Annotated in this window: 23 protein-coding genes; 16 read left to right on the plus strand and 7 right to left on the minus strand. The window is 64.7% G+C overall.

Annotation, left to right across the window (positions count from 1 at the left end; translation table 11 throughout):
- Nucleotides 1-134: 134 nt before the first annotated feature.
- Complete coding sequence (locus tag ACE3QM_RS20735; RefSeq protein WP_231463199.1) at nt 135-452, minus strand: hypothetical protein; 318 nt, start codon at nt 450-452, stop codon at nt 135-137.
- A 236-nt stretch (nt 453-688) separates the two neighbouring features.
- Between ACE3QM_RS20735 and ACE3QM_RS20740 the strand changes: the two genes are divergently transcribed.
- Both ACE3QM_RS20740 and ACE3QM_RS20745 read left to right on the plus strand, forming a co-directional pair.
- Nucleotides 689-1,939, plus strand: a complete 1,251-nt coding sequence (locus ACE3QM_RS20740; RefSeq protein WP_374424526.1) for a nitrate/nitrite transporter — start codon at nt 689-691, stop codon at nt 1,937-1,939.
- Nucleotides 1,940-2,038: 99 nt separating this feature from the next.
- Nucleotides 2,039-3,436 (plus strand): NarK family nitrate/nitrite MFS transporter, encoded by a 1,398-nt coding sequence (locus ACE3QM_RS20745; RefSeq protein WP_082151083.1) that lies wholly within the window; start codon nt 2,039-2,041, stop codon nt 3,434-3,436.
- Between the two features lie 62 nt (nt 3,437-3,498).
- Here ACE3QM_RS20745 and ACE3QM_RS20750 read toward each other — a convergent pair whose 3' ends face one another.
- Together ACE3QM_RS20750 and ACE3QM_RS20755 are read right to left on the minus strand one after the other, a co-directional pair.
- A complete protein-coding gene (locus ACE3QM_RS20750) occupies nt 3,499-4,767 on the minus strand; it encodes a hypothetical protein (RefSeq protein ID WP_374424528.1) in 1,269 nt (422 codons plus the stop codon).
- Nucleotides 4,768-4,899: 132 nt separating this feature from the next.
- Nucleotides 4,900-5,832, minus strand: coding sequence for a diguanylate cyclase domain-containing protein (locus ACE3QM_RS20755; RefSeq protein WP_374424531.1), 933 nt, complete (start codon nt 5,830-5,832; stop codon nt 4,900-4,902).
- A 630-nt stretch (nt 5,833-6,462) separates the two neighbouring features.
- Here ACE3QM_RS20755 and ACE3QM_RS20760 point away from each other — a divergent pair.
- The 3 genes from ACE3QM_RS20760 (at nt 6,463) to ACE3QM_RS20770 (ending at nt 11,174) form a co-directional block, all read left to right on the plus strand.
- Nucleotides 6,463-7,791 (plus strand): sodium-dependent transporter, encoded by a 1,329-nt coding sequence (locus tag ACE3QM_RS20760; protein WP_374424533.1) that lies wholly within the window; start codon nt 6,463-6,465, stop codon nt 7,789-7,791.
- Nucleotides 7,792-8,001: 210 nt separating this feature from the next.
- The gene (locus ACE3QM_RS20765) at nt 8,002-9,114 is read left to right on the plus strand and encodes a DUF1615 domain-containing protein (protein ID WP_374424535.1); all 1,113 of its coding nucleotides are present in this window, start codon (nt 8,002-8,004) and stop codon (nt 9,112-9,114) included.
- A 215-nt stretch (nt 9,115-9,329) separates the two neighbouring features.
- Nucleotides 9,330-11,174: a methyl-accepting chemotaxis protein gene (locus ACE3QM_RS20770; protein ID WP_374424538.1), complete on the plus strand. Its 1,845-nt coding sequence runs from the start codon at nt 9,330-9,332 to the stop codon at nt 11,172-11,174.
- Here ACE3QM_RS20770 and ACE3QM_RS20775 read toward each other — a convergent pair.
- The 4 genes from ACE3QM_RS20775 to ACE3QM_RS20790 form a co-directional block, all read right to left on the minus strand.
- Nucleotides 11,171-12,172: an ABC transporter ATP-binding protein gene (locus ACE3QM_RS20775; RefSeq protein ID WP_374424540.1), complete on the minus strand. Its 1,002-nt coding sequence runs from the start codon at nt 12,170-12,172 to the stop codon at nt 11,171-11,173. The genes ACE3QM_RS20770 and ACE3QM_RS20775 overlap by 4 nt on opposite strands.
- A gap of 20 nt (nt 12,173-12,192) precedes the next feature.
- Nucleotides 12,193-13,008, minus strand: coding sequence for an ABC transporter permease (locus ACE3QM_RS20780; RefSeq protein WP_374424542.1), 816 nt, complete (start codon nt 13,006-13,008; stop codon nt 12,193-12,195).
- The gene (locus tag ACE3QM_RS20785) at nt 13,005-13,916 is read right to left on the minus strand and encodes an ABC transporter permease (RefSeq protein ID WP_374424544.1); all 912 of its coding nucleotides are present in this window, start codon (nt 13,914-13,916) and stop codon (nt 13,005-13,007) included. Before ACE3QM_RS20785 ends, ACE3QM_RS20780 begins: the two co-directional genes overlap by 4 nt.
- A gap of 67 nt (nt 13,917-13,983) precedes the next feature.
- Nucleotides 13,984-15,078 carry an ABC transporter substrate-binding protein gene (locus ACE3QM_RS20790; protein ID WP_374424546.1) on the minus strand — a complete coding sequence of 365 codons (1,095 nt, stop codon included), beginning with the start codon at nt 15,076-15,078 and terminating at the stop codon, nt 13,984-13,986.
- 209 nt (nt 15,079-15,287) lie between these two features.
- On the opposite strand from ACE3QM_RS20790, the gene ACE3QM_RS20795 reads away from it, so the two are divergent.
- The 11 genes from ACE3QM_RS20795 to ACE3QM_RS20845 all read left to right on the plus strand — a co-directional run.
- The gene (locus tag ACE3QM_RS20795; RefSeq protein WP_374424548.1) at nt 15,288-16,004 is read left to right on the plus strand and encodes a UTRA domain-containing protein; all 717 of its coding nucleotides are present in this window, start codon (nt 15,288-15,290) and stop codon (nt 16,002-16,004) included.
- A 199-nt stretch (nt 16,005-16,203) separates the two neighbouring features.
- Entirely contained in the window at nt 16,204-16,713 is a 510-nt protein-coding gene (locus ACE3QM_RS20800) for a hypothetical protein (RefSeq protein ID WP_374424550.1), read from the plus strand.
- Nucleotides 16,714-16,886: 173 nt separating this feature from the next.
- On the plus strand, nt 16,887-17,390 hold the full coding sequence (locus tag ACE3QM_RS20805) for a hypothetical protein (RefSeq protein ID WP_374424552.1): 504 nt from the start codon (nt 16,887-16,889) through the stop codon (nt 17,388-17,390).
- 185 nt (nt 17,391-17,575) lie between these two features.
- A complete protein-coding gene (locus tag ACE3QM_RS20810; protein WP_374424554.1) occupies nt 17,576-18,574 on the plus strand; it encodes an asparaginase in 999 nt (332 codons plus the stop codon).
- A 491-nt stretch (nt 18,575-19,065) separates the two neighbouring features.
- Complete coding sequence (locus tag ACE3QM_RS20815; protein WP_374424556.1) at nt 19,066-19,629, plus strand: AAA family ATPase; 564 nt, start codon at nt 19,066-19,068, stop codon at nt 19,627-19,629.
- A gap of 200 nt (nt 19,630-19,829) precedes the next feature.
- Nucleotides 19,830-20,045: an RNA-binding S4 domain-containing protein gene (locus ACE3QM_RS20820; protein WP_231463173.1), complete on the plus strand. Its 216-nt coding sequence runs from the start codon at nt 19,830-19,832 to the stop codon at nt 20,043-20,045.
- On the plus strand, nt 20,042-20,230 hold the full coding sequence (locus ACE3QM_RS20825) for an oxidoreductase-like domain-containing protein (RefSeq protein ID WP_019101808.1): 189 nt from the start codon (nt 20,042-20,044) through the stop codon (nt 20,228-20,230). Before ACE3QM_RS20820 ends, ACE3QM_RS20825 begins: the two co-directional genes overlap by 4 nt.
- A gap of 2 nt (nt 20,231-20,232) precedes the next feature.
- The gene (locus tag ACE3QM_RS20830; protein WP_231463171.1) at nt 20,233-21,102 is read left to right on the plus strand and encodes a 3',5'-nucleoside bisphosphate phosphatase; all 870 of its coding nucleotides are present in this window, start codon (nt 20,233-20,235) and stop codon (nt 21,100-21,102) included.
- A 6-nt stretch (nt 21,103-21,108) separates the two neighbouring features.
- Nucleotides 21,109-21,729: an L-threonylcarbamoyladenylate synthase gene (locus ACE3QM_RS20835; RefSeq protein WP_048410477.1), complete on the plus strand. Its 621-nt coding sequence runs from the start codon at nt 21,109-21,111 to the stop codon at nt 21,727-21,729.
- A 46-nt stretch (nt 21,730-21,775) separates the two neighbouring features.
- On the plus strand, nt 21,776-22,417 hold the full coding sequence (locus tag ACE3QM_RS20840) for a site-2 protease family protein (protein WP_231463170.1): 642 nt from the start codon (nt 21,776-21,778) through the stop codon (nt 22,415-22,417).
- A gap of 84 nt (nt 22,418-22,501) precedes the next feature.
- The coding region (locus ACE3QM_RS20845; RefSeq protein WP_374424560.1) for a hypothetical protein at nt 22,502-22,587 on the plus strand (86 nt) is incomplete at its 3' end.

Consider the following 22,587-nt stretch of genomic DNA (forward strand, 5'->3'; position numbering starts at 1 on the left):
ACCGCCAGACGCCCCATTGCAAAGCCCAGCTCAATCGAGCTGGGCTTTATGCATTTCTGTTGCGAAAATAGCAGGTCTTCAAAAAGCACAAGGGCGCTGCAAGCAGCGCCCTTGTCGTATCCGGCATGGATGTCTTATTTCTTGGCCTTGGCGGCTTTGGGGCTGTCCGTGCTCTCTTCCTTGCTTGCCGTCACGAGCACTTGCCGTTCCGGAGCGATCTCGGTCAGCAATTGCTCCAGCAGCTTGCTGCGCGAGGCGATGTGATGGTCGAAGCGCCAGTCCTTGAGCAGGTCGATGGCGACGTCGAAATAGCGCATGTCGATATCGTAGAGCAGGCTCAGATCGAACGAGCGGCCCATTTCCAGCGCGGTGGCCAATTCTTTCAGCACCTGCATTTGCTGCGGGTCGTGTCCTTCTTCGATGAAACGGCGGATTTTCTTGGCGGCATTCATGGCGACGGTCCCTTGTTGGCAATGGGCCCTATCTTAGCCAATGTCGCCGGCGCTGTAACTCGCATTGGCGCAAAGCCAACTTTATGTGGCGCTGAATACCACCCAAAAGAACTATTTCCATTAGGTCGTTTTCTCTTGCCATTGCCCGCGTTTGGGGAATGGGTTTTCCGTTCGCTAGCCAGTATGGTGTGAGTATGGAGTTGGACTGGCCGATAGCTGGCCGCTGCGGAGGCGAAATGACAAGCACAAGATATCAGCAGTACTCGGTGTTGGCGGTCAGTACCTTTGCTTTCACCGTCTGTTTCATGGCCTGGATGATGATGGGCGTGGTGGGCATTCCGGTGAAGCAGCAGTTGGGGCTGAATGAGACCGAGTTCGGCATTCTGGTGGCGATGCCGGTATTGTCCGGCTCGCTGGTACGGGTGCCGTTGGGTATCTGGACCGACCGTTATGGTGGCCGCATTGTGCTGTTCTGTCTGATGCTGAGCACGGTGTTGCCGATTTATCTGATGGAGTACGCCACCCATTTCTGGCACTTCCTGTTGATCGGCCTGTTCATCGGCTTGGCCGGCGGCAGTTTCTCGGTGGGCACGCCTTATGTCGCGCGCTGGTTCGACGCGCGCCATCAGGGCATGGCGATGGGGGTGTTCGGCGCCGGCAACTCCGGCGCGGCGGTCAACAAGTTCGTGGCGCCGGCGCTGATTGCGCTCGGTGGCTGGACCCTGGTGCCCCAGGTTTACGCCGGGATCATGCTGGCGGCGGCGTTGTTGTTCTGGTTCTGCAGCTATCACAATCCGGCGCATCTCAGCGGCGGCGGGCAGCGTTTTGCCGAGCAATTGCAAGTGCTGCGCGATCCGCGGGTCTGGCGTTATTCGCAGTATTACTCGGTGGTGTTTGGCGGTTATGTCGGCCTGTCGCTGTGGCTGACCAAGTATTTCGTCGGCGAATACGGTTTCGATATGAAGAGCGCCGCTTTTCTGGCCGCCTGTTTCTCTTTGCCTGGCGGCGTCTTGCGCGCGATCGGCGGCTGGATGTCCGACCGTTTCGGCGCCTATCGCACTACTTGGTGGGTGATGTGGGTGCTGTGGGTATGCTTTTTCATTCTGTCCTATCCGCAAACCGAAATGGTGGTGGCGACGGTGAAGGGCCCCTGGAGCTTGCATATCGGCCTGGATTCCGTGCTGTTCACCGTGGTGTTGTTCGTTGCCGGCGTGGCGATGGCGGTGGGCAAGGCATCGGTGTTCAAGTTCATCGCCAATGATTTTTCCGACAATATCGGCGCGGTTTCCGGCGTGGTGGGCCTGGCCGGCGGCCTGGCCGGTTTCGTGTTGCCGATTCTGTTCGGCGCGCTGGTGGATCTCACCGGGGTGCGTTCCAGCTGCTTCATGCTGCTTTACGGCACGGTCTGCGTCAGCCTGGTATGGATGCATTACTCATTCAAGCCTTTGGCCGAGCAGCGCTTGCATCTGGCCGCGGTCAAGCCTTGAGCGTTTGGTTTTTCGGCGTCGATGCTGGCTGTCGGCGCCGCCAGTTTGTCAAATAGCGCCGGTCCGGTCATGACCCGGGTTGGCGGGGAGGAGTCCGTCATGTCTTATCTGATCAACCGGTGGGAACCGGAGAATGCCGAATTCTGGCAGAAGGAAGGGCAAAGCATTGCCCGCCGCAATTTATGGATCTCGATTCCATGCCTGACGCTGGCGTTCGTGATTTCCGTGTTGTGGAGCGTGGTCACCTTGAACCTGCCGAATGCAGGCTTCAATTACACCAAGGATCAGCTCTTCCTGCTGACGGCGCTGCCGGCCTTGTCCGGCGCCACCTTGCGCATTTTCTATTCCTTCATGCCGTCCATCGTCGGCGGCCGCAAGTGGACCACGCTGTCCACCGCTTCCTTGCTGATACCGGCGCTGTGGCTGGGCTTCGCGGTGCAGGATTCGAGCACGCCTTATCCGGTGATGCTGGCCATCGCCTTGCTGTGCGGTCTGGGCAGTGGCAATTTCGCCAGTTCCATGGCCAATATCGCTTACTTCTTCCCCAAGGCGCAGAAAGGCGCCGCCAATGGCCTGAACGCCGGCTTTGGTAATCTGGGGGTGTCGCTGGCGCAGTTCGTGATTCCGCTGGTGGTGACCGGCGGCATGTTCGGCGCTCTGGGCGGCGATGCGCAGCATTATGTGAAGGAAGGGGTGGAAAAAAGCCTGTGGCTGCAGAATGCCGGCTTTGTGTGGGTGCCCTTCATCGCGCTGGCGACGCTGGCGGCTTGGTTCGGCATGAATGATCTGGCCGATGCCAAGGCCTCGTTCACCGAGCAGGCGGTCATTTTCCGTCGCAAGCACAATTGGCTGATGTGCTGGTTGTATATCGGCACCTTCGGCAGCTTCATCGGCTTTGCCGGCGCTTTCGCCTTGCTGACCAAAACCCAGTTCCCTGAAGTGCCGGTGGCCAAGTTCGCTTTTATCGGCCCCTTGCTTGGCGCCTTGGTGCGGCCGGTTGGTGGCATGATTTCCGACAAGCTCGGCGGCGCGAAAGTGACGATGTGGGTATTCGTGGTGATGGCGCTGGCGGTGCTGGGCATCCTGCATTTCCTGCCGGCGCATGATGCGGCCGGTCAGTTGAGCGGCGGCAGCTTCGCCGGCTTCTTCGCGATGTTCCTGCTGCTGTTCACCATGGCCGGCGTCGGCAATGGTTCGACCTACCGGATGATTCCAACCATCTTCACGTTGGGACGGCTGCGCGCGGTTGCCGGCCGCGGCGAGGAGGCTCGCAAGCAGGCCGAAGTAGATGGGGTCAAGGAGTCGGCGGCGGCCGGCGGTTTCATCAGCGCCATCGGCGCATACGGCGGTTATTTCATCCCGCAGAGCTTTGGCGCTTCGATGAAGGCGACAGGCGGCGCGGAACCGGCGCTGCTGTGCTTCATCGTGTTCTATATCAGCTGCATTGCGCTGTGCTGGTGGTTCTATGCGCGCAAGAACGCGGAAGTGAGCTGCTGAGTTAGCGGCAGTTCGGCGGAAACCGGCGCGGCATCGATATGATGCCGCGCCGGTTTTGTCATTCAAGCATCGGAAAGCTCTGCCTGATAGAGCGGATTGGGCAATGTCCAATAAGGCCGGGTCTGGTGCAGTTGTTGCAGCAGCAGGTCCAAGTCCCGCTGCATCAACTGGCGCAGGTGCTGTGTCAGTGCCTGGGCATCGGCTCCGGGATGCTCGCTCAGCCAGCGGCCGACATCGATGGCTTCGGGCACGCGTAATTGTAGGCTGCGCGGGCCGGGCGGACGTGGGCAATAGGCGTTGAGGGTGTCGCGCAGCGTGCCGCGGCAATAGTCCTGGCGAATGCGCTTCACGCATTCGGCGATATGTTCCTGCGCCAGCAGCGGCTGATTGTAGGCGGTTTCATCGACGCGGTTCAGCCGCTCCCAGGCCGCCAGCCCTTGCTTCAGCTGTTGCTTGCGTTCGCGGTCCTCGCTCTCGCGGGCGGCGCGCTGCCAGCGGCGAGGCGCGGGCAAGGACAGCGCCGAATCCGGCGTCAGCTGGTCCAGCTGTTGCGCCAGTGTGGCCAGGAACTGGCGGCGGCGGGTGAAATAAGGCGCTTCCGGCAGCAGGATGCCGGCGGCCTCGGCTTCGCGGGCCAGCAAGGCCGCCAATATTTGCTGTAATTGTTGAGGCAGTGCTTGAGCGCGGTCCAGCGGCAACCGCAGCCGCTTGGCGGTCCAGGCCAGTTCCTTGCCGATGGCGGCGCTCTCGTCACGGATGAAGCGCAACTTCCATAGCAAGGGCTGCACCAGCACGCGCTGGGTGGCGGCTTGCTCATCCAGGCTGGAGTAGGCGTCCAGCGCCAGTTCGGCCACGCCCTGGTAGAGCGGGGCGATACGGTCGGCGTGCCAGTTCACCGCACCTTCCGGATGCAGCAGCACGCCGTGTCCTTGCAGCGCCCAGGCCACCGAGTGCTGCTTGGCGGCAGCGCCGCCGGAGCCGGGGATTTGCGCGATCAGGTTGTTGCGCAGCCAGAAGCGCTGCATGGCCGCGCCCATGCCGTTGACGATGTCGTGGGTGGCCCAGCAGGCCAGCCGCGGCGCAAAACGGGCGGACAGCTCCTTGTCTATCATCCAGTCGGTGAAGAATTCCGGGTGATTGGGTGCGAGGAAGCAAGCTTGCCCGGCTTGCAGGCTGGCGCGCAGCCGCGTCTGATCGGCGTCGGGAATCTGGATATCGCGGATATCGCACAGCCCGGCCAACCCGGGCAGCCGGCGCAAGCCCGGCAGGTCGCGTAGCAGGGGCAGGCCGTGCAGATTCAGCCAGCGGTTGATCGGGACCAGGCGCCGCATCAGTTTGGCGTCGGGAACAGGGGCGACAAAGGTATTTAGTCGGGATGCGGAAGAGGGGGGCGTTGCTGTCATGCCGAGCAGTTATATCTTCTGCATGAAGATTGTCAACGACAATAAGAACCGTGTCGGCGTTTACGGCTGCTTGACGATGAAATTGGGGCCGCCCTCACGCGCTTTGTGCAAGGCCTCATCCAGCCGGTCCAGCATCGGCTTGGGCGTGCTTTCGCTGCCGCGCAGCGCGCTGAGCCCGACGCAGGCGGCGGCGGTGCGTTCCTCGCCCTGGTAGACGAAGGTCAACTGGCGCAGCGCCTTGATCAGCCGGCGCGCCAGCTCGTTGGCGCCGCTCATGCCGGTGCTGGGCAAGAGAATGATGAAGGCGTCGTCCTCGCGTTTGGCCACCAGGTCGCTGTCACGAGTGCTCTGCAGGCACAGGCTGCCAGCCAGGCGCAGCAGATGGCGGTGCACCGAGCCCTCGTCCAGTTCCGGCACCCGTTCCGGCATATTCATCAGAGATAGGATCAGGCCGGAGACGGCGCCGCCATAGCGCCGCGCGCGCCCGGTTTCCGCATGGGCGGCTGACAGCAGGCGATGCATGCCGGCCACTCCGGTCAGCTTGTCGTCGTCGGCGGGCTTGTCTTCCTCGCGCAGGTTCTTCATCAGGCTGATCGAGCGTTCCACCAGATTGCGCTCAAAGTCCAGCAGCTGGCTCATGACCTTGGTTTCGGTGCGGTCGCTGAAGCTGTAAACCAGCAAGCGCGTGCCGTCCAGCTCCACCTCGCGTAGCGACAGCTGTACTTCAAAATGGCGTCCGCCATTGGCCTGCAAGGTCAGCGCGCGGTTGTAGATCATGCTGCTGTGGCGCAGCTCGCGGGCCAGCAGTTCATGGTCGGCGGGGTTGGGCAGAAAGCGGGAAAACGATTGGCCGATCAGGTCGCCATGGGGCGTGGCCAGCAAGATGGCCGCCAGTTGGTTGGCGCTGACGATCTGGCCATCGGCGGGCAGGGCGAGGATCAGGCCGCCCTGCACGGTATCGATCAAGGACTGAAAGGCTTGCAAGATCGCCATATGGCACCTCGTAAGTGGCTGAGGCCGGCGAGTTCGCTCCGGGCGCGGAAGGCTGCGCGCGGAAGAGTGGGGCCGCTGCTCTGAGAACTTGCTCACCATCCCTTGCGCGTCGCGAGGCCCGGCACGGCGCACGCCCCTTCAGAATGCTCATGGGCTTCCCGGCGCATTCCACGGCTGCCGCTGCGTTTGCCCCGCCCTGGGGCGCGCGATGTGAACACGCTCTAAGTGTATTCCCGGAGTGGTGATATTTCATGCTCAAACCGCTGGACGGTAGTTTTGGCCGCTAAATGGCGATGTTGCCGCGCCAAGCCACAATTAATTGCCAGCGTTCGCTGAAAATCGACATCATTCGTGGTAAATTCGAGTTTGTATTCAAAATACACTAGCGAGAACCGCTGCCCGTCGCCACCCCTGACGCGGTCGCGGCGCTGCCTACTCGGCGGTTTTCTCTCCCTCGCCCGGCTTGCCGGGTCCCTTCCGTTCGTTTCCGGGCTTCATGATCTGGCCTGGCACGAGCCGCGCCCCTTCCGGCGCACCACAGCACCTTTGCCGTTGTTGCGGCCGCGCTCGCGCGCGCCTTGATTCCGGCGATTCAATAACAATGATTCGGACAAAGAAGCAGACAGTATTATGGCTAGATCACAATGGGGCTCACGCCTCGGTTTCATTCTCGCGGCAGCCGGTTCGGCCATCGGACTGGGCGCGATCTGGAAGTTTCCCTATGTCGCGGCCACCAATGGCGGCGGCGCTTTCCTGTTCATCTACCTGGGCATCTGCCTGACGCTGGGCCTGGCCCTGATGTTGTCCGAGATGGCGCTGGGCCGGGCCTCCAAGGCCGGCGCGGTGGGCGCGTTCCGGCAGCTGGCCGGCGGCGTCTGGCCCGTCATCGGCTATATGAGCGTGCTGGTGTGTTTCCTGATCCTGGCGTTTTACAGCGTGGTGGGCGGCTGGACCATAGCCTATATCGGCAAGGCGCTGGGCGGCAGCATCATGACCTCCGACGCCAAGGCGCTGGGCGGCATTTTCAGCGGCTTCATCAGCGACCCGCTGCAGCCCATCGCCTATCACGCCGGTTTCGCGCTGCTGACCCTGTGGGTGGTGGCCGGTGGCGTGCAAAAGGGCATTGAGAACCTGTCGAAATTCCTGATGCCGGCCTTGTTCGTGCTGATGCTGGTGCTGATCGCCCGCGGCCTGACGCTGCCGGGCGCGTGGGAAGGCGTCAAATACTTCGTCGCGCCGGACTTCTCCAAGGTCAGCGCCGCCATGCTGGTGGACGCGCTGGGCCTGGCCTTCTTCTCGCTGTCGCTGGGCCTGGGCATCATGATCACCTACGGCTCCTACGTGAGCAAGGAATCCAATCTGCTGGGGTCGGCGCTGTGGGTGATCCTGCTGACGGTGGCGACGTGCTTCCTCGCCGGTCTGATGGTGCTGCCGGCGGTGTTCGCCTTCGGTTTCGATCCGTCCGCCGGTCCCGGCCTGACCTTCATCACCATGCCGGCGGTGTTCGCCCATCTGCCGCTGGGCCAGCTGTTCGCGGTGATGTTCTTCTGCCTGCTGTTGCTGGCGGCGCTGACTTCCTCGGTGTCCCTGCTGGAAGTGGTGACCAGCTTCGCGATCGACGAATTCGGCCTCAAGCGTGGCCAGGCGGCCTGGGTGATGACGCTGGGAATCTTCTTGCTGGGCATTCCGGCGTCCCTGTCCCTGGGCGTGTGGAGCGAGTACCAGTTGTTCGGCATGGGCTTTTTCGATCTGCTGGACTACCTGACCTCCAAGCTGCTGATGCCGCTGGGTGAACTGCTGCTGGCTCTGTTTGTGGGCTGGAAGGCGTGGCCGGTGGTGCGTCGCGAGCTGGCCGGCGACGGCGCCGGCCGCCGCATGCGGCTGATGCGCGGCTTCTGCATGGCGATGGCGCCGGCCCTGATCGGCTGGATCATGGTGGCCAGCCTGCGCGCCGGCTAATCCGGCCCGAGCGCTCGCTCAGCACGAGCCCGCCGCGAGACGCGGCGGGCTTTGCGCTACACTTGCGGTTTTATCGCCCCATCGCAAGGAGCCGGCGTGAAGTCCTCCCTTTCCCTGGTCCTGGCAACGCTGGTGTTGACCGGCTGCGCCGCGACCGCTCCCGCGCCGGTTTCGGCGCCCGTTTCCGAACTTCCCGCGCCAGTTCCGACAATGACGCCCGAAGCCAGCGCGCCGCTGGCGACGCCGGCGCCGGCTGTCACGCCGCCTCCGCCCATTGGCAAGCCGGCCAGCCGTCCGGCGCTCACGGACGCGCAGGGCGGCGAACTGCTCAACCGCCTGCTGCCAGCAGGCATTCCGGACCGCAAGGGCTGGAACGCCGACATCATCGGCGCGTTCAGCCATCTGAAGATTCCCTATACGCCGCAATACTTCTGCGCGGTGCTGGCGGTGGCCGAGCAGGAGTCCGGCTTCAGCCCGGACCCGGTGGTGCCCAATCTGTCCAAGATCGTCTGGGGCGAGATCGAGCAGCGGCGGCAGAAATACCTGATTCCCGGCTTCGTGGTGGACGCCGCGATGCAGAAGAAATCCCCGGACGGCCGCAGCTATAAGCAGCGGGTGGACGCGCTGCGCACCAAGCGCGAAATGAACGCGCTGTTCGAGGACATGGTGCGCGAGCTGCCGTTCGGTCAGACCATTTTCGAACACAAGAACCCGATCCGCGATGGCGGGCCGATGCAGGTCAGCGTGGCGTTCGCGGAAACCCATGTCCGCGCCTGGCCCTATCCTTATCGCTACGCCGGCAGCCTGCGCGACGAAGTGTTCACCCGGCGCGGCAGCGTGTACTTCGGCAGCGCCATCCTGCTGCAATACCCGGCGCCTTACAGCCAGATGGTCTACCGCTTCGCCGATTACAACGCCGGCCGCTACGCCAGCCGCAACGCCGCCTTCCAGCAGGCGGTGGCTCGTCTCAGCGGCCGCAAGCTGGCGCTGGACGGCGACATCATGCTGTACAGCGACAAGATGAACCGGGCCTTGTCCGGCGAGGCCAGCGAAACCCAGAAAGCGCTGCAGGCCTTGTCCGGCCGGCTAGGCATGAGCGCGGACGAAATGCTGCGCGACCTGCGCCTGGAGAAACTGTCCGGTTTCGCCCAGACCGCGCTGTACCAGAAAGTCTTCGCGCTGGCCGGCGCCAAGGCGCCGCGCGAGATCATGCCGCAGATCGTGTTGGTCAGCCCCAAGTTCACTCGTCGGCTGACCACGGAGTGGTTCGCCCGGCGCGTGGATGGCCGCTATCAAAATTGTCTGGCGCGCGCGGGGGCTTAGAACGTGTTTACGATCTAGCGAGCAAGAGCGAGACACGAGAACCGCTGGGGTTTGGTTAGCGGGTCTTAATGCCTTTGGGCTTGCCTTGCCCGGCCACCTATAGTTAGAACGTGTTTGCGATCTCGCGAGCTCGCGCGAGGCATAGAACCGATTCCTCGAACAGCCCTCCGCTTTCAAGGCGGAGTCTTCGTCCATGCACGCGAACAGGAGTTCCGATGCGCGTACGTCTGAAGCTGGCGCACAAACTGGCCTTGTTGATCGCACCGCTGGTGTTGCTGTTGCTGGGCGGCGCGCTATGGCAGGCCCATGAGCAATGGCAGCTGGCGCGCGCGCTGCAGCGCGACGAGGCGCTGGCGGGCAGCGTGCAGAGCGTGGGCGAACTGATCCAGGCCTTGCAGATTGAGCGCGGCTTGAGCAACCGCTTCCTGAGCGCGCATCAGCCGCCGCCGCCGGGCTTGCAGCAACAGCGGCAGCGGGCGGACGAGGCGCTGGCGCGGCTGCGCCGGCAGCGGGGCGAGGATATCTCCGCCAAGCTGGCCGGCTTCCTGGATCAGCAACTGCCTGCCTCGGCCGCGCTGGCCAGCCTGCGGCGCGAGGTGGATACGCGGCATGTTTCGCCCTTGCCGGCTTTCGATCGCTACACCGACATCATCGAAAACCTGTCCCGGGTGATCACCCTGTTTTATTCGCAGAGCGACGAGGTGCGCGCGCTGGTGCAGCAATGGGCGGCGCTGCATTGCCAGAAGGAGTACACCGGCCGCGCGCGCGGCTTGATCGGCGGCGTGCTGGTGGTGGGCAACTTCAATCTCACCGATTTCCGCCTGGCCAGCGGCATGGTGTCGCAGGAAGCCTTGTGCCGCGGCCTGTACCGGCAGAGCGGCGGAGACGAGGCTCTGCTGGCTCGGGCGCTGAACGCCAGCTCGCAATACGAGACCGCGCGCGACGGCGTGCTGGCGCGCGGTCCCGGCGCGATGCAAAGCCTGGGCAGCGAGGAATGGTTCCAGCTGGCCAGCGCGCGGATCGACGCCTTGTTCGGGGTGCAGGGCCAGTTGCTGGACCGCATCCGTCAGGCGCTGGCGCGGCAGGCGGACGCGGCGCGCTGGCAAAGCTGGCTGGCGATCGCGGTGTTGATAGGCGTGCTGGCACCGATAGGCGCCGCGGTGTGGATGGCGCGCAATATCCTGAAAACATTGGGGGCGGAGCCGGATGAAGTGGCGCAGGGCATGCGCGAGCTGGCTGGCGGCCAACTGGACTTCCGCCTGCCGCTGGCCGCGGCCGACGACAGCAGCCTGGCCGCGCATATCCACCAGATGGGGCGGAAGCTGAGCGGAGTGATTCTGCAGGTGCAGCAGGACGCGGACGCGGTGGCCAATGCCGCGCTGCAGTTGAATAGTGCCTCACAGGGCTTGTCCGACAGCGCCTGCCGCACTTCGTCCGACATCGAGCAGACCAGCCACGCGGTGGACGAGATCGCCGGCCAGATGTTCGCGATGGCGCGCGACGCCGGCCGCAGCGGCGATATCGCCAGCGAGGCGGCGCGTCAGGCGGAAGAGGGCAAGCGGGTGGTGGGCGAAACCATAGCGGCGATGCATGTGATCGCCCAGCGCACCGAGATCATCGACGACATCGCCTACCAGACCAATCTGCTGGCGCTGAACGCCGCCATCGAGGCGGCGCGCGCCGGCGAACTGGGCAAGGGCTTCGCCGTGGTGGCCGACGAAGTGCGTAAGCTGGCGATGCGCAGCCAGGCCGCGGCCAAGGAGATAGGCCAGGTGGCCACCGGCAGCGTGCGCTTGGCGGAAGCCGCCGGCAAGAGCCTGGGCGCCATCGTCGAATCCAGCGAACTGACCCGGGAGCAGGTATCGGCCATCTCCAGGGAAGCCATCGTCCAGGCCCAGCACGTCGGCACCATCAATCAGACCATGCAGGGCTTGAGCCAGCTGTCCCAGGGCAATGCCGCCGCCAGCGAGCAACTGTCGGCCGCGGCGCAGGAAGTGTCGCAGCGGGCCGGCAGCCTGCGCCGGCAGATGGCCTATTTCCGCCGCCCTCCAGACGTTTAGCGCACCTCGCGCATATCGTCGCGGCGGATGCGCAAGCGCACCGGCGCGCCATCGGCCAGCACGTCGGCCGGGCCGTGGTTGAGCCGGTCCACCTGCAACAGGGTGCCGGCGCTTTCCACCTGGTAACGGATGATATTGCCCAGCAACTGGCGCTGGCGCACCACCGCCGGCAGGCTATCGCCGACGTCGGCCTCGGTCAGCAACTGGATGGATTCGGGGCGGATCGCCAGGTGGCCCTGGATTTCCAGGCCCAGCAGCGTCCGGCTCTCGCTGGCCGACAGCAGATTGTAATTACCCATGAAGCGGGCGACGAACTCGGTGGCCGGCTGGGTGTAAATGGTCTCGGCGCAGCCTTCCTGCTCCACCTTGCCCTGGTTCATCACGAAGATGCGGTCTGACAGCGTCAGCGCTTCTTCCTGGTCATGGGTCACGAAAATGGTGGTCAGCCCCAGGCGGCGCTGGATGTCGCGGATCTGCTCGCGCAGATTCTTGCGGATGCGCGCGTCCAGCGCCGACAGCGGCTCGTCCAGCAGCAGGATGCGCGGCTCCACCACCAGCGCGCGCGCCAGCGCCACCCGCTGGCGCTGACCGCCGGACAACTGGTGCGGATAGTGCTCCTCCTTGCCGGACAGCTCCACCAGCGCCAGCGCCTCCGCCACCTTGCGGCGGATGTCGGCGGCCGGCCGCTTCTGCATTTTCAGGCCGAAGGCGATGTTCTCGCCGGCGTTCATATTGGGAAACAGCGCATAGCTTTGAAACACCATGCCGATGCCGCGCTTCTGCGGCGCGCAGGCGGTGATGTCCTCGCCCTGCATGCGGATCACGCCGCCGCTGGGCGTCTCGAAGCCGGCGATCATGCGCAGCACCGTGGTTTTGCCGCAGCCGGACGGGCCCAGGAAAGTGACGAATTCGCCGGCTTCCACGCGCATATTGAAGTCGTGCACCACCGTGTGCTGGCCGTAGCGCTTGTGCAGATGTTGGATGTCCAGATAAGCCATGTATGAATGCGTTCCCAAGTTCAGTGAGAGGCCGCCTCGCGCAAGGCGCGGCGATGGCGGCCGGCCACCTGCAGCAGGCCCATGGCCGCCCAGGTGATCAAAAAGGCGATGATGGCCAGCGCCGCCGGCTCATAAGCGCGGTTGGCGCCGATCAATTGCAGATACGGTCCGAAGGCCGGCCGCGCCAGCAAGCTGGCCATGGTGAATTCGCCGATGACGATGGCGAAGGTCAGGAAGGCTCCGGACAGCAGCGCGGACTTGATATTGGGGAAGATCACCCGCAACAGGATCACCCGCCAGCCGCCGCCCAGGCTTTGCGCCGCCTCGGCCAGCGAACGCACGTCGATGGCCGACAGGCCGGCGTCGATGGAACGGTACAGATAGGGCAGCGCCAGCGTCACATAGCTGCAGACCAGCAAGAGATCGGTGCCGCGCTCGCTGCCGGTCAAGGGCAGCCAGGCGTCGCTGCCGAACAGGCGCAGATAGCCGAACACGATGACGATGGCCGGGATCACCAGCGGCAGCAGGGTGATGAACTCCACCAGCGGCCGCAGCCGCGGCAGCTTGAGCTGGATCCAGAACGCGGTGGGCGCCACCAGCAGGATGCCGATGACGATGGTGAGCAAGGCCATCAGCACCGAATAGGCGAAGCTCTGCTGAAAGCCGGGGTCCTGCAGCACCGCCTGGTAGGCGGCGAAGCTATAGCCCTCGCGCAGCATCTTCAGGCTGAACTCGAAGGTAGCCAGCAGCGGCAGCAGGAAATACAGGCCGCCCACGGCGACGGCGATCCAGGCGCCCAGCCGCGACGGCGGCTGATGGGCAGGTTGGTGTGTCATGAGCGGCTCCTTTCCGCGCGGCCGCGCAGCCAGATATAGGCGGCGTTGGACAGGCCGGTGACCACGATCATGCCCAGCGCCAGCGCATAGCCCAGGTTCTGGTCGTGCAGCACGTCGCCGCGGATTTGCGCATAGAGCAGGATGGTGACGATGTTGAGCGAACTGCCGGTCAGCGCGTAAGCGGTGGCCACCGCGCCGAAGGCGTTGGCGAACAGCAGCAGCGCCGCGCCCAGGATGCTGGGCCACAGCACCGGCAGCGCGACGCGGCTCCAGTAGGCGAAGGCGGAGCCGCCCAGGCTGTCGCAGGCCTCGCGCCATTCGGTCTTGAGGCCGTCTATGGCCGGGCTGACGATCAGCACCATCAGCGGAATCTGGAAGTACAGATACGTCAGCGTCAGGCCGCTGAAGCTGAGCACGCTGAAGCCGCCGGCGTAGAGATCGAAATCCAGGTAGCGGCGCAGCAGCACCGTCACCAGTCCCATGCGTCCCAGCGTGGCCAGGAAGGCGAAGGCCAGCGGCACGCCGGCGAAATTGGACGCCACCCCGGAAAAGGTGGTCAGCGTCGGCCGTATCCAGCCGGGCAGGCGGCCGCGGATGGCGGCCAGGGCCAGCAACAGGCCGAAGACCGCGCCCAACAGCGCCGAGGCGGTGCTGATCTGCAGGCTGATCTTGTAGGCGTCGAGAATCGCCGGCTCGAACAGCCGGGCGATATTGTTCAGCGTGAAATGGCCGTCGGCGTCCTGGAAAGCGCCCAACAGCAAGCGGGCGGTGGGCAGGAGCAGGAATAGCAGCGCGAACAGAAAGAACGGCGCCACGCCCAGCCAGGACAGCGAGACGAAGCCGCCGCCGGCGCGGCGCGGCGACGCCGGGCCGGAACGGGCGGCGAGGGGATCGGAAGATGCGGACATGAGGGCGTGTTTCCAAAGAGAGCCCGCGCGCGGCGGAAGCGCCGCGCGCCAATCAGGGCGAAACGGCTTACTTGACGTTGCTGCCCACCACGCTGTCCCACTGCTTGGTGATCACCGCCTTGTAGGCTTCCTGCTGCTCCAGCGTCGGGAACAGGGCCTTCTTGTAGGCGCTGGCGTCCGGCATCTTGCTCATCAAGTCCTGCGGGACTTTCTTGCGCGCGGCCAGATCGTTGAAGCGGGTGGGGTGGCAATAGCCCTTGAGCCAGCCCAACTGGCCCTCGTCGGAGAAAAGATACTCCTGCCACAGCTTGGCGGCGTTGGGGTGCGGCGCGTAGGCGCTGATGCCCTGGGCGTAGACGCCGGCGACCACGCCGCTCTTGGGCACCACCACTTCCACCTTGGGGTTGCCCTTCAGGGTGTCGCGGTCGGCCAGCGCGTTATAGTCCCAGCGGATCACGATGGGGGTGCTGCCCTGGGCCAGCGAGGCGGCCTTGCCGATCACCGGCACGAAGTTGCCGCTCTTGTTCAATTGCGCGAAGAACTTGAGGCCGGCGTCGGCGGCCTTGGCCGCGTTGCCCTTGGATTGGGACAAGCCGGCGGCGAACACGCCCTGGATCGCCTGGTTGGCGACGCGCGGATCGCCGGCCAGCGCCACCGCGTTCTTGTATTCCGGCTTCAGTAGATCGCTCCAGTCGGTCGGCGTCTTGGCGACCAGATCCTTGTTCACCTCGAAGGCCAGCACGCCGTAGTAATCGCCGTACCAATAACCGTCCTTGTCCTTGACGCTGTCCGGAATACTCTTCCAGTTGGATACCTTGTACGGCTGCAACAGGCCGGCGGCCTTGGCCTGCGGGCCGAAGGACAGGCCGACGTCGATCACATCCGGCGCCTGCGGGCCCTTGTTGTTCTTGTTGGCCTTGATCGCCTCCAGTTCGTCGGCGGAGCCGGCGTCCGGATTCAGCTCGTTCACCTTGATGCCGTACTTGGCCTTGAAGCCGGCAATCAGGCCGCCGTAGCCGCACCAATCATGGGGCAGGGCGATCACATTCAACTCGCCTTCCTTCTTGGCGGCCTGGATCAGCGCGCTCAGGTTGTCGGCGAAAGCGGTGTTGGCCAGCAAGGCCAGCGCGCCCAGCACGGCGCAGCGCAACGGTTTGTTCATGGCATCCATCCCTTTGGACTAGGTCAAATAAAGGCGATGCTGATGGTATGCCGCCTTGATGACATTCCGGTTTACGACACATGGCAGTTTGATTGCACAACAGTGACGAATCGGTTCCGGCCCGGTTTGCGGCGCGCGCGCGCGTTCATTTCCTTGTCATTTTCGCTTGTTAAAAAGCCGGCATCGATCTGATTGCTGGACTAGTCCTGATGCTTGAAGCGAAACCGCTTTCCCAGGCCGCGCGCATCCGCGCCGCCTTATTGCAGCAAATCGACGGCGGCCTGCTGCGGCCGGGCGACCGCCTGCCGTCGGAGCGCGCGCTGGCCGATCTATTCGCCACCACCCGCATCACCTTGAAAGAGGCGCTGGGCGTGTTGGAGGCCGAAGGGCGGGTCTACCGCGAGGAAAGACGCGGCTGGTTCGTCGCCTTTCCGCGGCTGGAATACGCGCCGCTGTACGGCAACCATTTCCAGCGCATGGCCGATGCCCAGCAGCGGGCGGCGGAAACCCGGCTCATGAGCGTGGAAACCGTGCTGGCCTCGCCCGAGCTGTGCCGGGCGCTGGAAGTGCCGCCCTTGAGCGCGCTGTGGAAAATCTGCCGTCAGCGCAGCCTGGACGGCAGAGTGGCGCTCTATGTCGAGCACTTCCTGCGGCCGGAGCGCTTCCCCGGCATTCAGGAACAGGACCTGCGCCAATCGCTGACCGGCCTGTATCGCCGCCATTACGGCATCGAATACGCGGCGGCGGCCTTCGACATCCTGCCGGCGGCGGCGCAGGGCCGCGTGGCGCAGGCGCTGATGCTGGCCGAAGGCAGCCCGGTGTTGCTGATACGCCGCGTCAATCGCGACGCCGCCGGTGCCGCGCTGGACTGCGATTACGAATACTGGCGCCACGACGCGGTGCGCGTCAGCGTGCGCAGCGCATGAAACTGGCGGCTTCTTCATCGCCGTTTGCAATTCAGGCTGCCGGCTTCACGCCTGCTTAATCACTGACGGTTTTTTGCCGGTTTCCGGCTACAAACGCTTACATGCCGACACCAGATCGCTGCTGACAGCGCGGCGGCGCCGGGCGATGCTGAATGGATCAAGCCGTTGCCATAAACGGCGTTTTTACTGGAGAGGAAACATGCCATCCCTTACCCGCCGCCTCCTGCCCGCGGCCATCGCCTTAGCTTGCCTGGGCCTCAGCGCCTGCGTGGTGACGCCGCCGCGCACCCAGATCGTCTACCGCAACCCGCCGCCGGCGCCGCATGCCTGGCGCCCGACCGAGCATCCCTATTATCTGCACGCGATGAGCGATCTGCGCATGGCGCGCGCCTATCTGGCGCGGCCGGATTACGAGCCGGTGGCCAGCGATGAGCGCCGCGCGGTGGCGGAAATCGACGCCGCGCTCGACGAAATGCGCCGCGCGGCGATCGAAGACGGCAAGAACCCGTGGCAGGGCGAGCCGCCGGACGCCAATCTGTCCGCCAGCGACCGCTTCCACAAAGCGATGTCGCTGCTGGATTCGGCGCGCCGCGACGCCAGCCACGCCGAGGACGATCCCTGGGTGCGGGACTTGCAACACCGCATCGTTCACCACATCGACGAAGCGAAGCGCGCCACTCAACAAGCGGTGGCCGACGCGCTGCGCTAAGAGCCTGTTTGCGATCGAGCGAGCTAAGGCGAGACAAGGCGAGACAAGGCGAAAACGGCTGAGAAAGCGAAATGTACGCGTGGTACATGAGTATTTTGAAGCCGTACACACCGTGTGATGCCCCACGACGCGCAGCAGATCGCAAACATGTTCTAAGCCAAAAGGAGCACATCATGCAATTCACGACCGCGCGCGGCCTGCTGGCCGCCTTGATCCTGTGCGCCGCCGCCAGCCAGGCGGCCCAGGCCGCCGACCCCTGGCGCGACGGCGATCCCTGGAGCTGGGAACAGCACCACTGGCAGCCGGAGCAACACCCCTACTATCTGCACGCGATGAGCGATTTGCGCATGGCGCGCGACCTGCTGGCGCGGCCGGATTCGCCGCAGGTGAGCAATGACGAGCGCCACGCCGTCGACGAAATCAACCAGGCGCTGCGCCGGATGCGCGACGCGGCGATCAACGACGGCAAAGACCCGTTCGAACGCATGCCGCCGGACGCCAGCTGGCGGCCGGAGGATCGCTTCCACCAATCGCTGCTGTTGCTGGACAAGGCGCGTCAGGACGCCGGCCATCGCGAGGACGATCCCTATCTGCGCTCCTTGCAGCGCGACATCGTCCACCATATCGACGCCGCCAAGCGGGCGGTGAACATCGCCATCTCCGACGCGCTGCGCTGACGGCATTCCGCGATCATTGCTCCCGCCGCGCCGTCGCGAACCACTGCAGAAATCCGCTTCGCGGCGGCGCGGCGCATTCGTTCCACCCCTCGTCCCTTGCGCCAGGTCTGCCGCCGTCGCCGCCGCGAGCGCGGAGAATTGCGCTACCATGCCATCCCAGACATTCGCCCTTCGCAGGAGATCGCATGAGCCGCGTTTTAGTGTTGTACACCGGTGGCACCATAGGCATGACCGAAACCCCGGACGGCCTGGCGCCGTCGCCTGGGCTGCTACCCGGCCTGCTGGAGCGCTTCCGCCGTCCCGGCCTGGATTTCGACGTGGTCGAATTCGAGGAATTGATCGACTCCTCCGCCATCGAGCCACGCCACTGGAACCGCATCATCGCCGCGCTGGCCGAGCGTTATCACGACTACGACGGCTTCGTCGTCATCCACGGCACCGACACCATGGCCTATACCGCCGGCGTACTGGCCTTCGCGCTGCGCGGCCTGGCCAAACCGGTGGTGCTGACCGGCGCGCAACTGCCGCTGCTGCACCCGCGCTCCGACGGCTGGAACAATGTCGCCGACGCGCTGGAAGCGGCCTGCCAGCCGGCATTGCACGAAGTCGCCATCGCCTTCGACCGCCTGCTGCTGCGTGGCTGCCGCGCCCGCAAGTTGGATGTGGAGCATTTCGCCGGCTTTGGCGCGCCCAATGCCGAGCCGCTGGCCCGCTTCGCCATCCACCCGCATTGGAACCAGGCCGACTGGCTGCGCGGGCAGGGCGAATTCCAGGCGCTGACGCTGCGCGAAGACCTGAGCATTGCCTGCCTGTTCCTGAGCCCGGGCCAGGGCGCGGCGCTGGCCGGCCGTCTGATGGCGGACCCGGCGTTGGACGCGGCGGTGCTGATGAGCTACGGCAGCGGCAACGCGCCGGCCGATCCGACGCTGCTGGCGGGGGTGCGGGCCTTGACCGCGCGCGGCGGCGCGGTGCTCAACATCACCCAGGCGCCGCGCGGCGCGGTGGAAGTGGGCGCTTACGCCGCCAGTCAGCCGCTGGCGCGCGCCGGCGCGGTGGCCGGGGCGGACCTGACGCCGGAAGCGGCGCTGGCCAAGCTGCATGTGCTGCTGTCCGCCGGCCTCAGCGGCCCGCAGCTGGCGGCGCAATTGGCCCGGCCCTTGCGCGGCGAGATGAGCGCGCATTAAGACGCCGTTCACTATCCAGGCTGCTCATTTTTTGAGCAGCCTTTTTTTGTGCCGGTTTTTCAGGGCCTTGCCGCGCTTGTCCACAGCTCGCCCACATGGCTTTACACCTTGGGTGTGGGCAAGCGGCGCTGGCGGCCAGCCACGGCCGGCCATGGCCGAGGTGGGCGTTTTTGTATGCCGTCATCCTGAAATGGCGCGCTGTTTTGCCTAAAAAATAAGCGGTCGAAAATGCGCTTGGCGGAACAAGGACTTGGCGGCCTTATCCACAATTGTCCCACACGGCTTTTCACGCTGGATGTGAGTAATCCAATGAATTGCCTGTTTTTTGAGCAGGTCGAACAAATCCATTTCACGGCAAGGGCTTAGCGTCATTGTCCACAGCTGGCGCACAGGGCTGTCCCCCTGGCTTGTTGAGAACAGCGGTCCGGCTGTTGATAGCGCGGCAAGCGGCGTATAATTGAACGCTTTTCCGTATGTTCGAGAGCAGCAGGATGTCAGAAGGCGCGGCGCGGCCGTTGAAGATCGCCATCGTGGGGCCGGAGTCCTGCGGCAAGACCACGCTGGCGCGCGCGCTGGCGGATGCGTTGAACGCGGCCGGCATTGCCGCCGCCTGGGTGCCGGAATACGCGCGCGATTATTTCGCCACGCGGCCGTACCGCTCCACGCCGGAGATCATCGAGGAGGTGGCGCGCGGACAGTTGGCGGCGGAACAGTCATTGGCCGGCGGCGTCCAAGTCTTGTTGTGCGACACCACGGCGTTGAATTGCAAGATCTGGAGCGAAGTGGCGCACGGGCATTGCAGCCCCGGCTTGCTGGCGCTGTACCGGCCCGGCGATTACGCGCTGACCCTGCTGGCCGAGGCTGACATCCCCTGGGAGCCGGACCCGCTGCGCAGCCACCCGACCCAGCGCGACTGGCTGTTCGGCCTCTACCGGCAGGCGCTGCAAGACGCGGGCGTGAACGCGACGCGGGTGCATGGCGCGCACGCGCAGCGGATGGTGCAGGCGCGGACGGCGCTGGCCGCCATCTGGCCGGGCGAGTTGCCTAAATTTTGAGCGGCAAGAATAAAGCGCTGGAAATTCAGCAAATTGTCGCAATTATCCACAACAGGCCCACAAGCTTGTCCTGCCAGGGCGTGGATAGTTGTCGGCGGTAGATTAAAAAATAAGCGACAGTAAAAAGGCGTGAAAAATGAAGGCGCTGCGGCTCTTGTCCACAGCCCGCTCACAGCCCTGTCCCAATCGAGTGTGCAAAAATGAACGAAACCTTTGAATTGAGCGGCGAATACATCGCCTTGTGCGACCTGCTGAAAGCCTGCAATGTCTGCGATTCCGGCGGCGCCGCCAAGCATTTCATCGCCGAAGGCAATGTGCGCGTGGACGGCCAGGTGGAACTGCGCAAAACCTGCAAGATCCGCGTGGGCCAGCAAGTCAGCGGCGATGGCTTTGCCATCCGCGTCGTGGCGCCATGAACGACGACGACTTCGACCCGCCGCCGGAAGCGCCCGAGCCCCCGCCGGACGACGCTTGCTGCGGCAGCGGCTGCGACCCGTGCATCTGGGACAGCTATAACGCGCTGATGACGGAATACCGCGCCAAACTGGCCGCCTGGGAGTTGCGCGAAGCCGCGCGCCAGGCCGCCGCAAACGGACAATGAGCATGGCCAGCATCGATCTGCACTTTCATTCCCATGCCTCCGACGGAGCCTTGCCGCCGGAGCAGGTGATCGCGCGCGCCGCCGAGCGCGAAGCCACCCTGGTGGCGCTGACCGACCACGACTGCACCCACGGCTTGGCCGCGGCGCGGGCCGAGGCGGCGCGGCAGGGCCTGGCCTTCCTCAACGGCGTCGAAGTCTCGGTCAGCTGGGGCAAGCACACCGTGCACATCGTTGGCCTGGGCATAGACCCGGAACAGCCGACGCTGGCCGCCGGCCTGCAATCGATACGCGACGGCCGCGTCAACCGCGCGCGGCAGATGTCGGACGAACTGGTCAAGGCCGGCATTCAAGGCGCGTTCGACGGCGCGATGGCCTTGTGCGACAACCCGGAAATGATAGGCCGCACCCATTTCGCCCGCTTCCTGGTCAACAGCGGCCAGGTCAAGGACGTGCGCACCGTGTTCCGCAAATTCCTGACCCCGGGCAAGCCCGGCTACGTGGCGCATGAATGGGCCAGCCTGGAAGACGCGGTGGGCTGGATCCGCGCCGGCGGCGGCGAGGCGGTGATCGCCCATCCTGGCCGCTACGATATGGGCCGCACCCTGATCGAGCGGCTGATCAACGACTTCAAGCAGGCCGGCGGCCGCGGCATCGAAGTGGCCAGCGGCAGCCACAGCCTGGACGATATGCACAAGTTCGCGCTATTGGCGGACCGCCACGAGCTGTACTCCAGTGCCGGCAGCGATTTCCACGCGCCGGGCGAGGGCGGCCGCGACGTCGGCCGCACCGACGACCTGCCGCCGATCTGCAAACCCATCTGGAACGCGCTGGCCGCGCGCATCATCCGGCCCGCGGACCTGGCACAAGGCTGACCTCACATGGCACAGTTTTTCATGATCCACCCGGACAATCCGCAAGCGCGGCTGGTGCGCGAAGCGGTGAAGATCCTGCGCGAGGGCGGGGTGGTGGTCTATCCCACCGACTCCTGTTACGCGCTGGGCTGCATGCTGGGCGACAAGCCGGCGATGGAGCGCATCCTGGACATCCGCCAGCTGGACCTGCGTCATCACCTGACCCTGGTCTGCCACAATCTGTCCGAACTGGCCAACTACGCCAAGGTGGACAACAGCCAGTTCCGCATGCTGAAAGCCGCCACCCCCGGCAGCTACACCTTCATCCTGCAAGCCACCCGCGAAGTGCCGCGCCGCACCCTGCATCCCAAGCGCTCCACCATCGGGCTGCGGGTGCCGGACCACAAAGTGGCGCTGGCCTTGCTGGAAGAATTGGGCGAGCCGATTCTGTCCTGTACCCTGATGCTGCCCGGCGACGAGGAACCGTTGACCGATCCGTATGAAATCCGCGAGCGGCTGGAGCACGCGGTGGACGCGGTGATAGACGGCGGCTGGTGTGGCACCGATCCCACCACCGTGATCGACATGACCGAGGGCGTGGAGCTGTTGCGCCGCGGCAAGGGAGATCCGGCGCCGTTCGGTCTGTAAGCACGCCTTTGCCTCACTACACTGTTTTCAACCCACAAGAGACATCATGGGCGACATTAATCTTCTGATTCAGAAAATCACCATTTACGCGCTGCCGGTGCTGTTCGCCATCACCCTGCACGAGGCCGCCCACGCTTACGCGGCGCGCCGTTACGGCGACAGCACCGCCTATATGATGGGGCGGATGACACTGAACCCGCTCAAGCACATCGACCCAATCGGCACCGTGCTGCTGCCCTTGTTGTCGGTGACGCTGGGCGGCTTCATCTTTGGCTGGGCCAAGCCGGTGCCGGTCAACTTCGGCGCGCTGCGCAAGCCGCGCGAGCATGGCCGGCTGGTGGCCGCCGCCGGGCCGGCCTCCAATCTGCTGATGATGCTGCTGTGGGTGCTGCTGTTCAAACTGGCCATCGGCATGGATACCAGCTATAGCGAGCCGCTGGCGCTGATGAGCCAGGCCGGCATCAGCATCAATATCTCGCTGATGCTGCTCAATCTGCTGCCCATTCTGCCATTGGACGGCGGCCGCATCGTGGAGAGCTTCCTGCCGCCGGGCATGGCCTGGAAATATTCCAGGCTGGAGCCCTACGGCATGTGGGTGTTGCTGGCCTTGATTTTCACCGGCCTGCTGTCCACCATTTTGCGGCCGTTCTATGGCCTGATGTACGGGCTGGTGCGCGCCCTGATTTAAAGCGGCCTGGTTCATCCCCATCCTGACGCGCCGGAAATTCGTTTCCGGCGCAGTCGCGCTCATTACCTGAAACGGAATTCACATATGTTCGCCAACCGCATTCTCTCCGGCATGCGCCCCACCGGCAGCCTGCACCTTGGCCACTACCACGGCGTGATCAAGAACTGGGT

The sequence above is a fragment of the Chromobacterium sp. genome, assembly GCF_041912965.1.
Lineage (GTDB): Bacteria > Pseudomonadota > Gammaproteobacteria > Burkholderiales > Chromobacteriaceae > Chromobacterium > Chromobacterium aquaticum.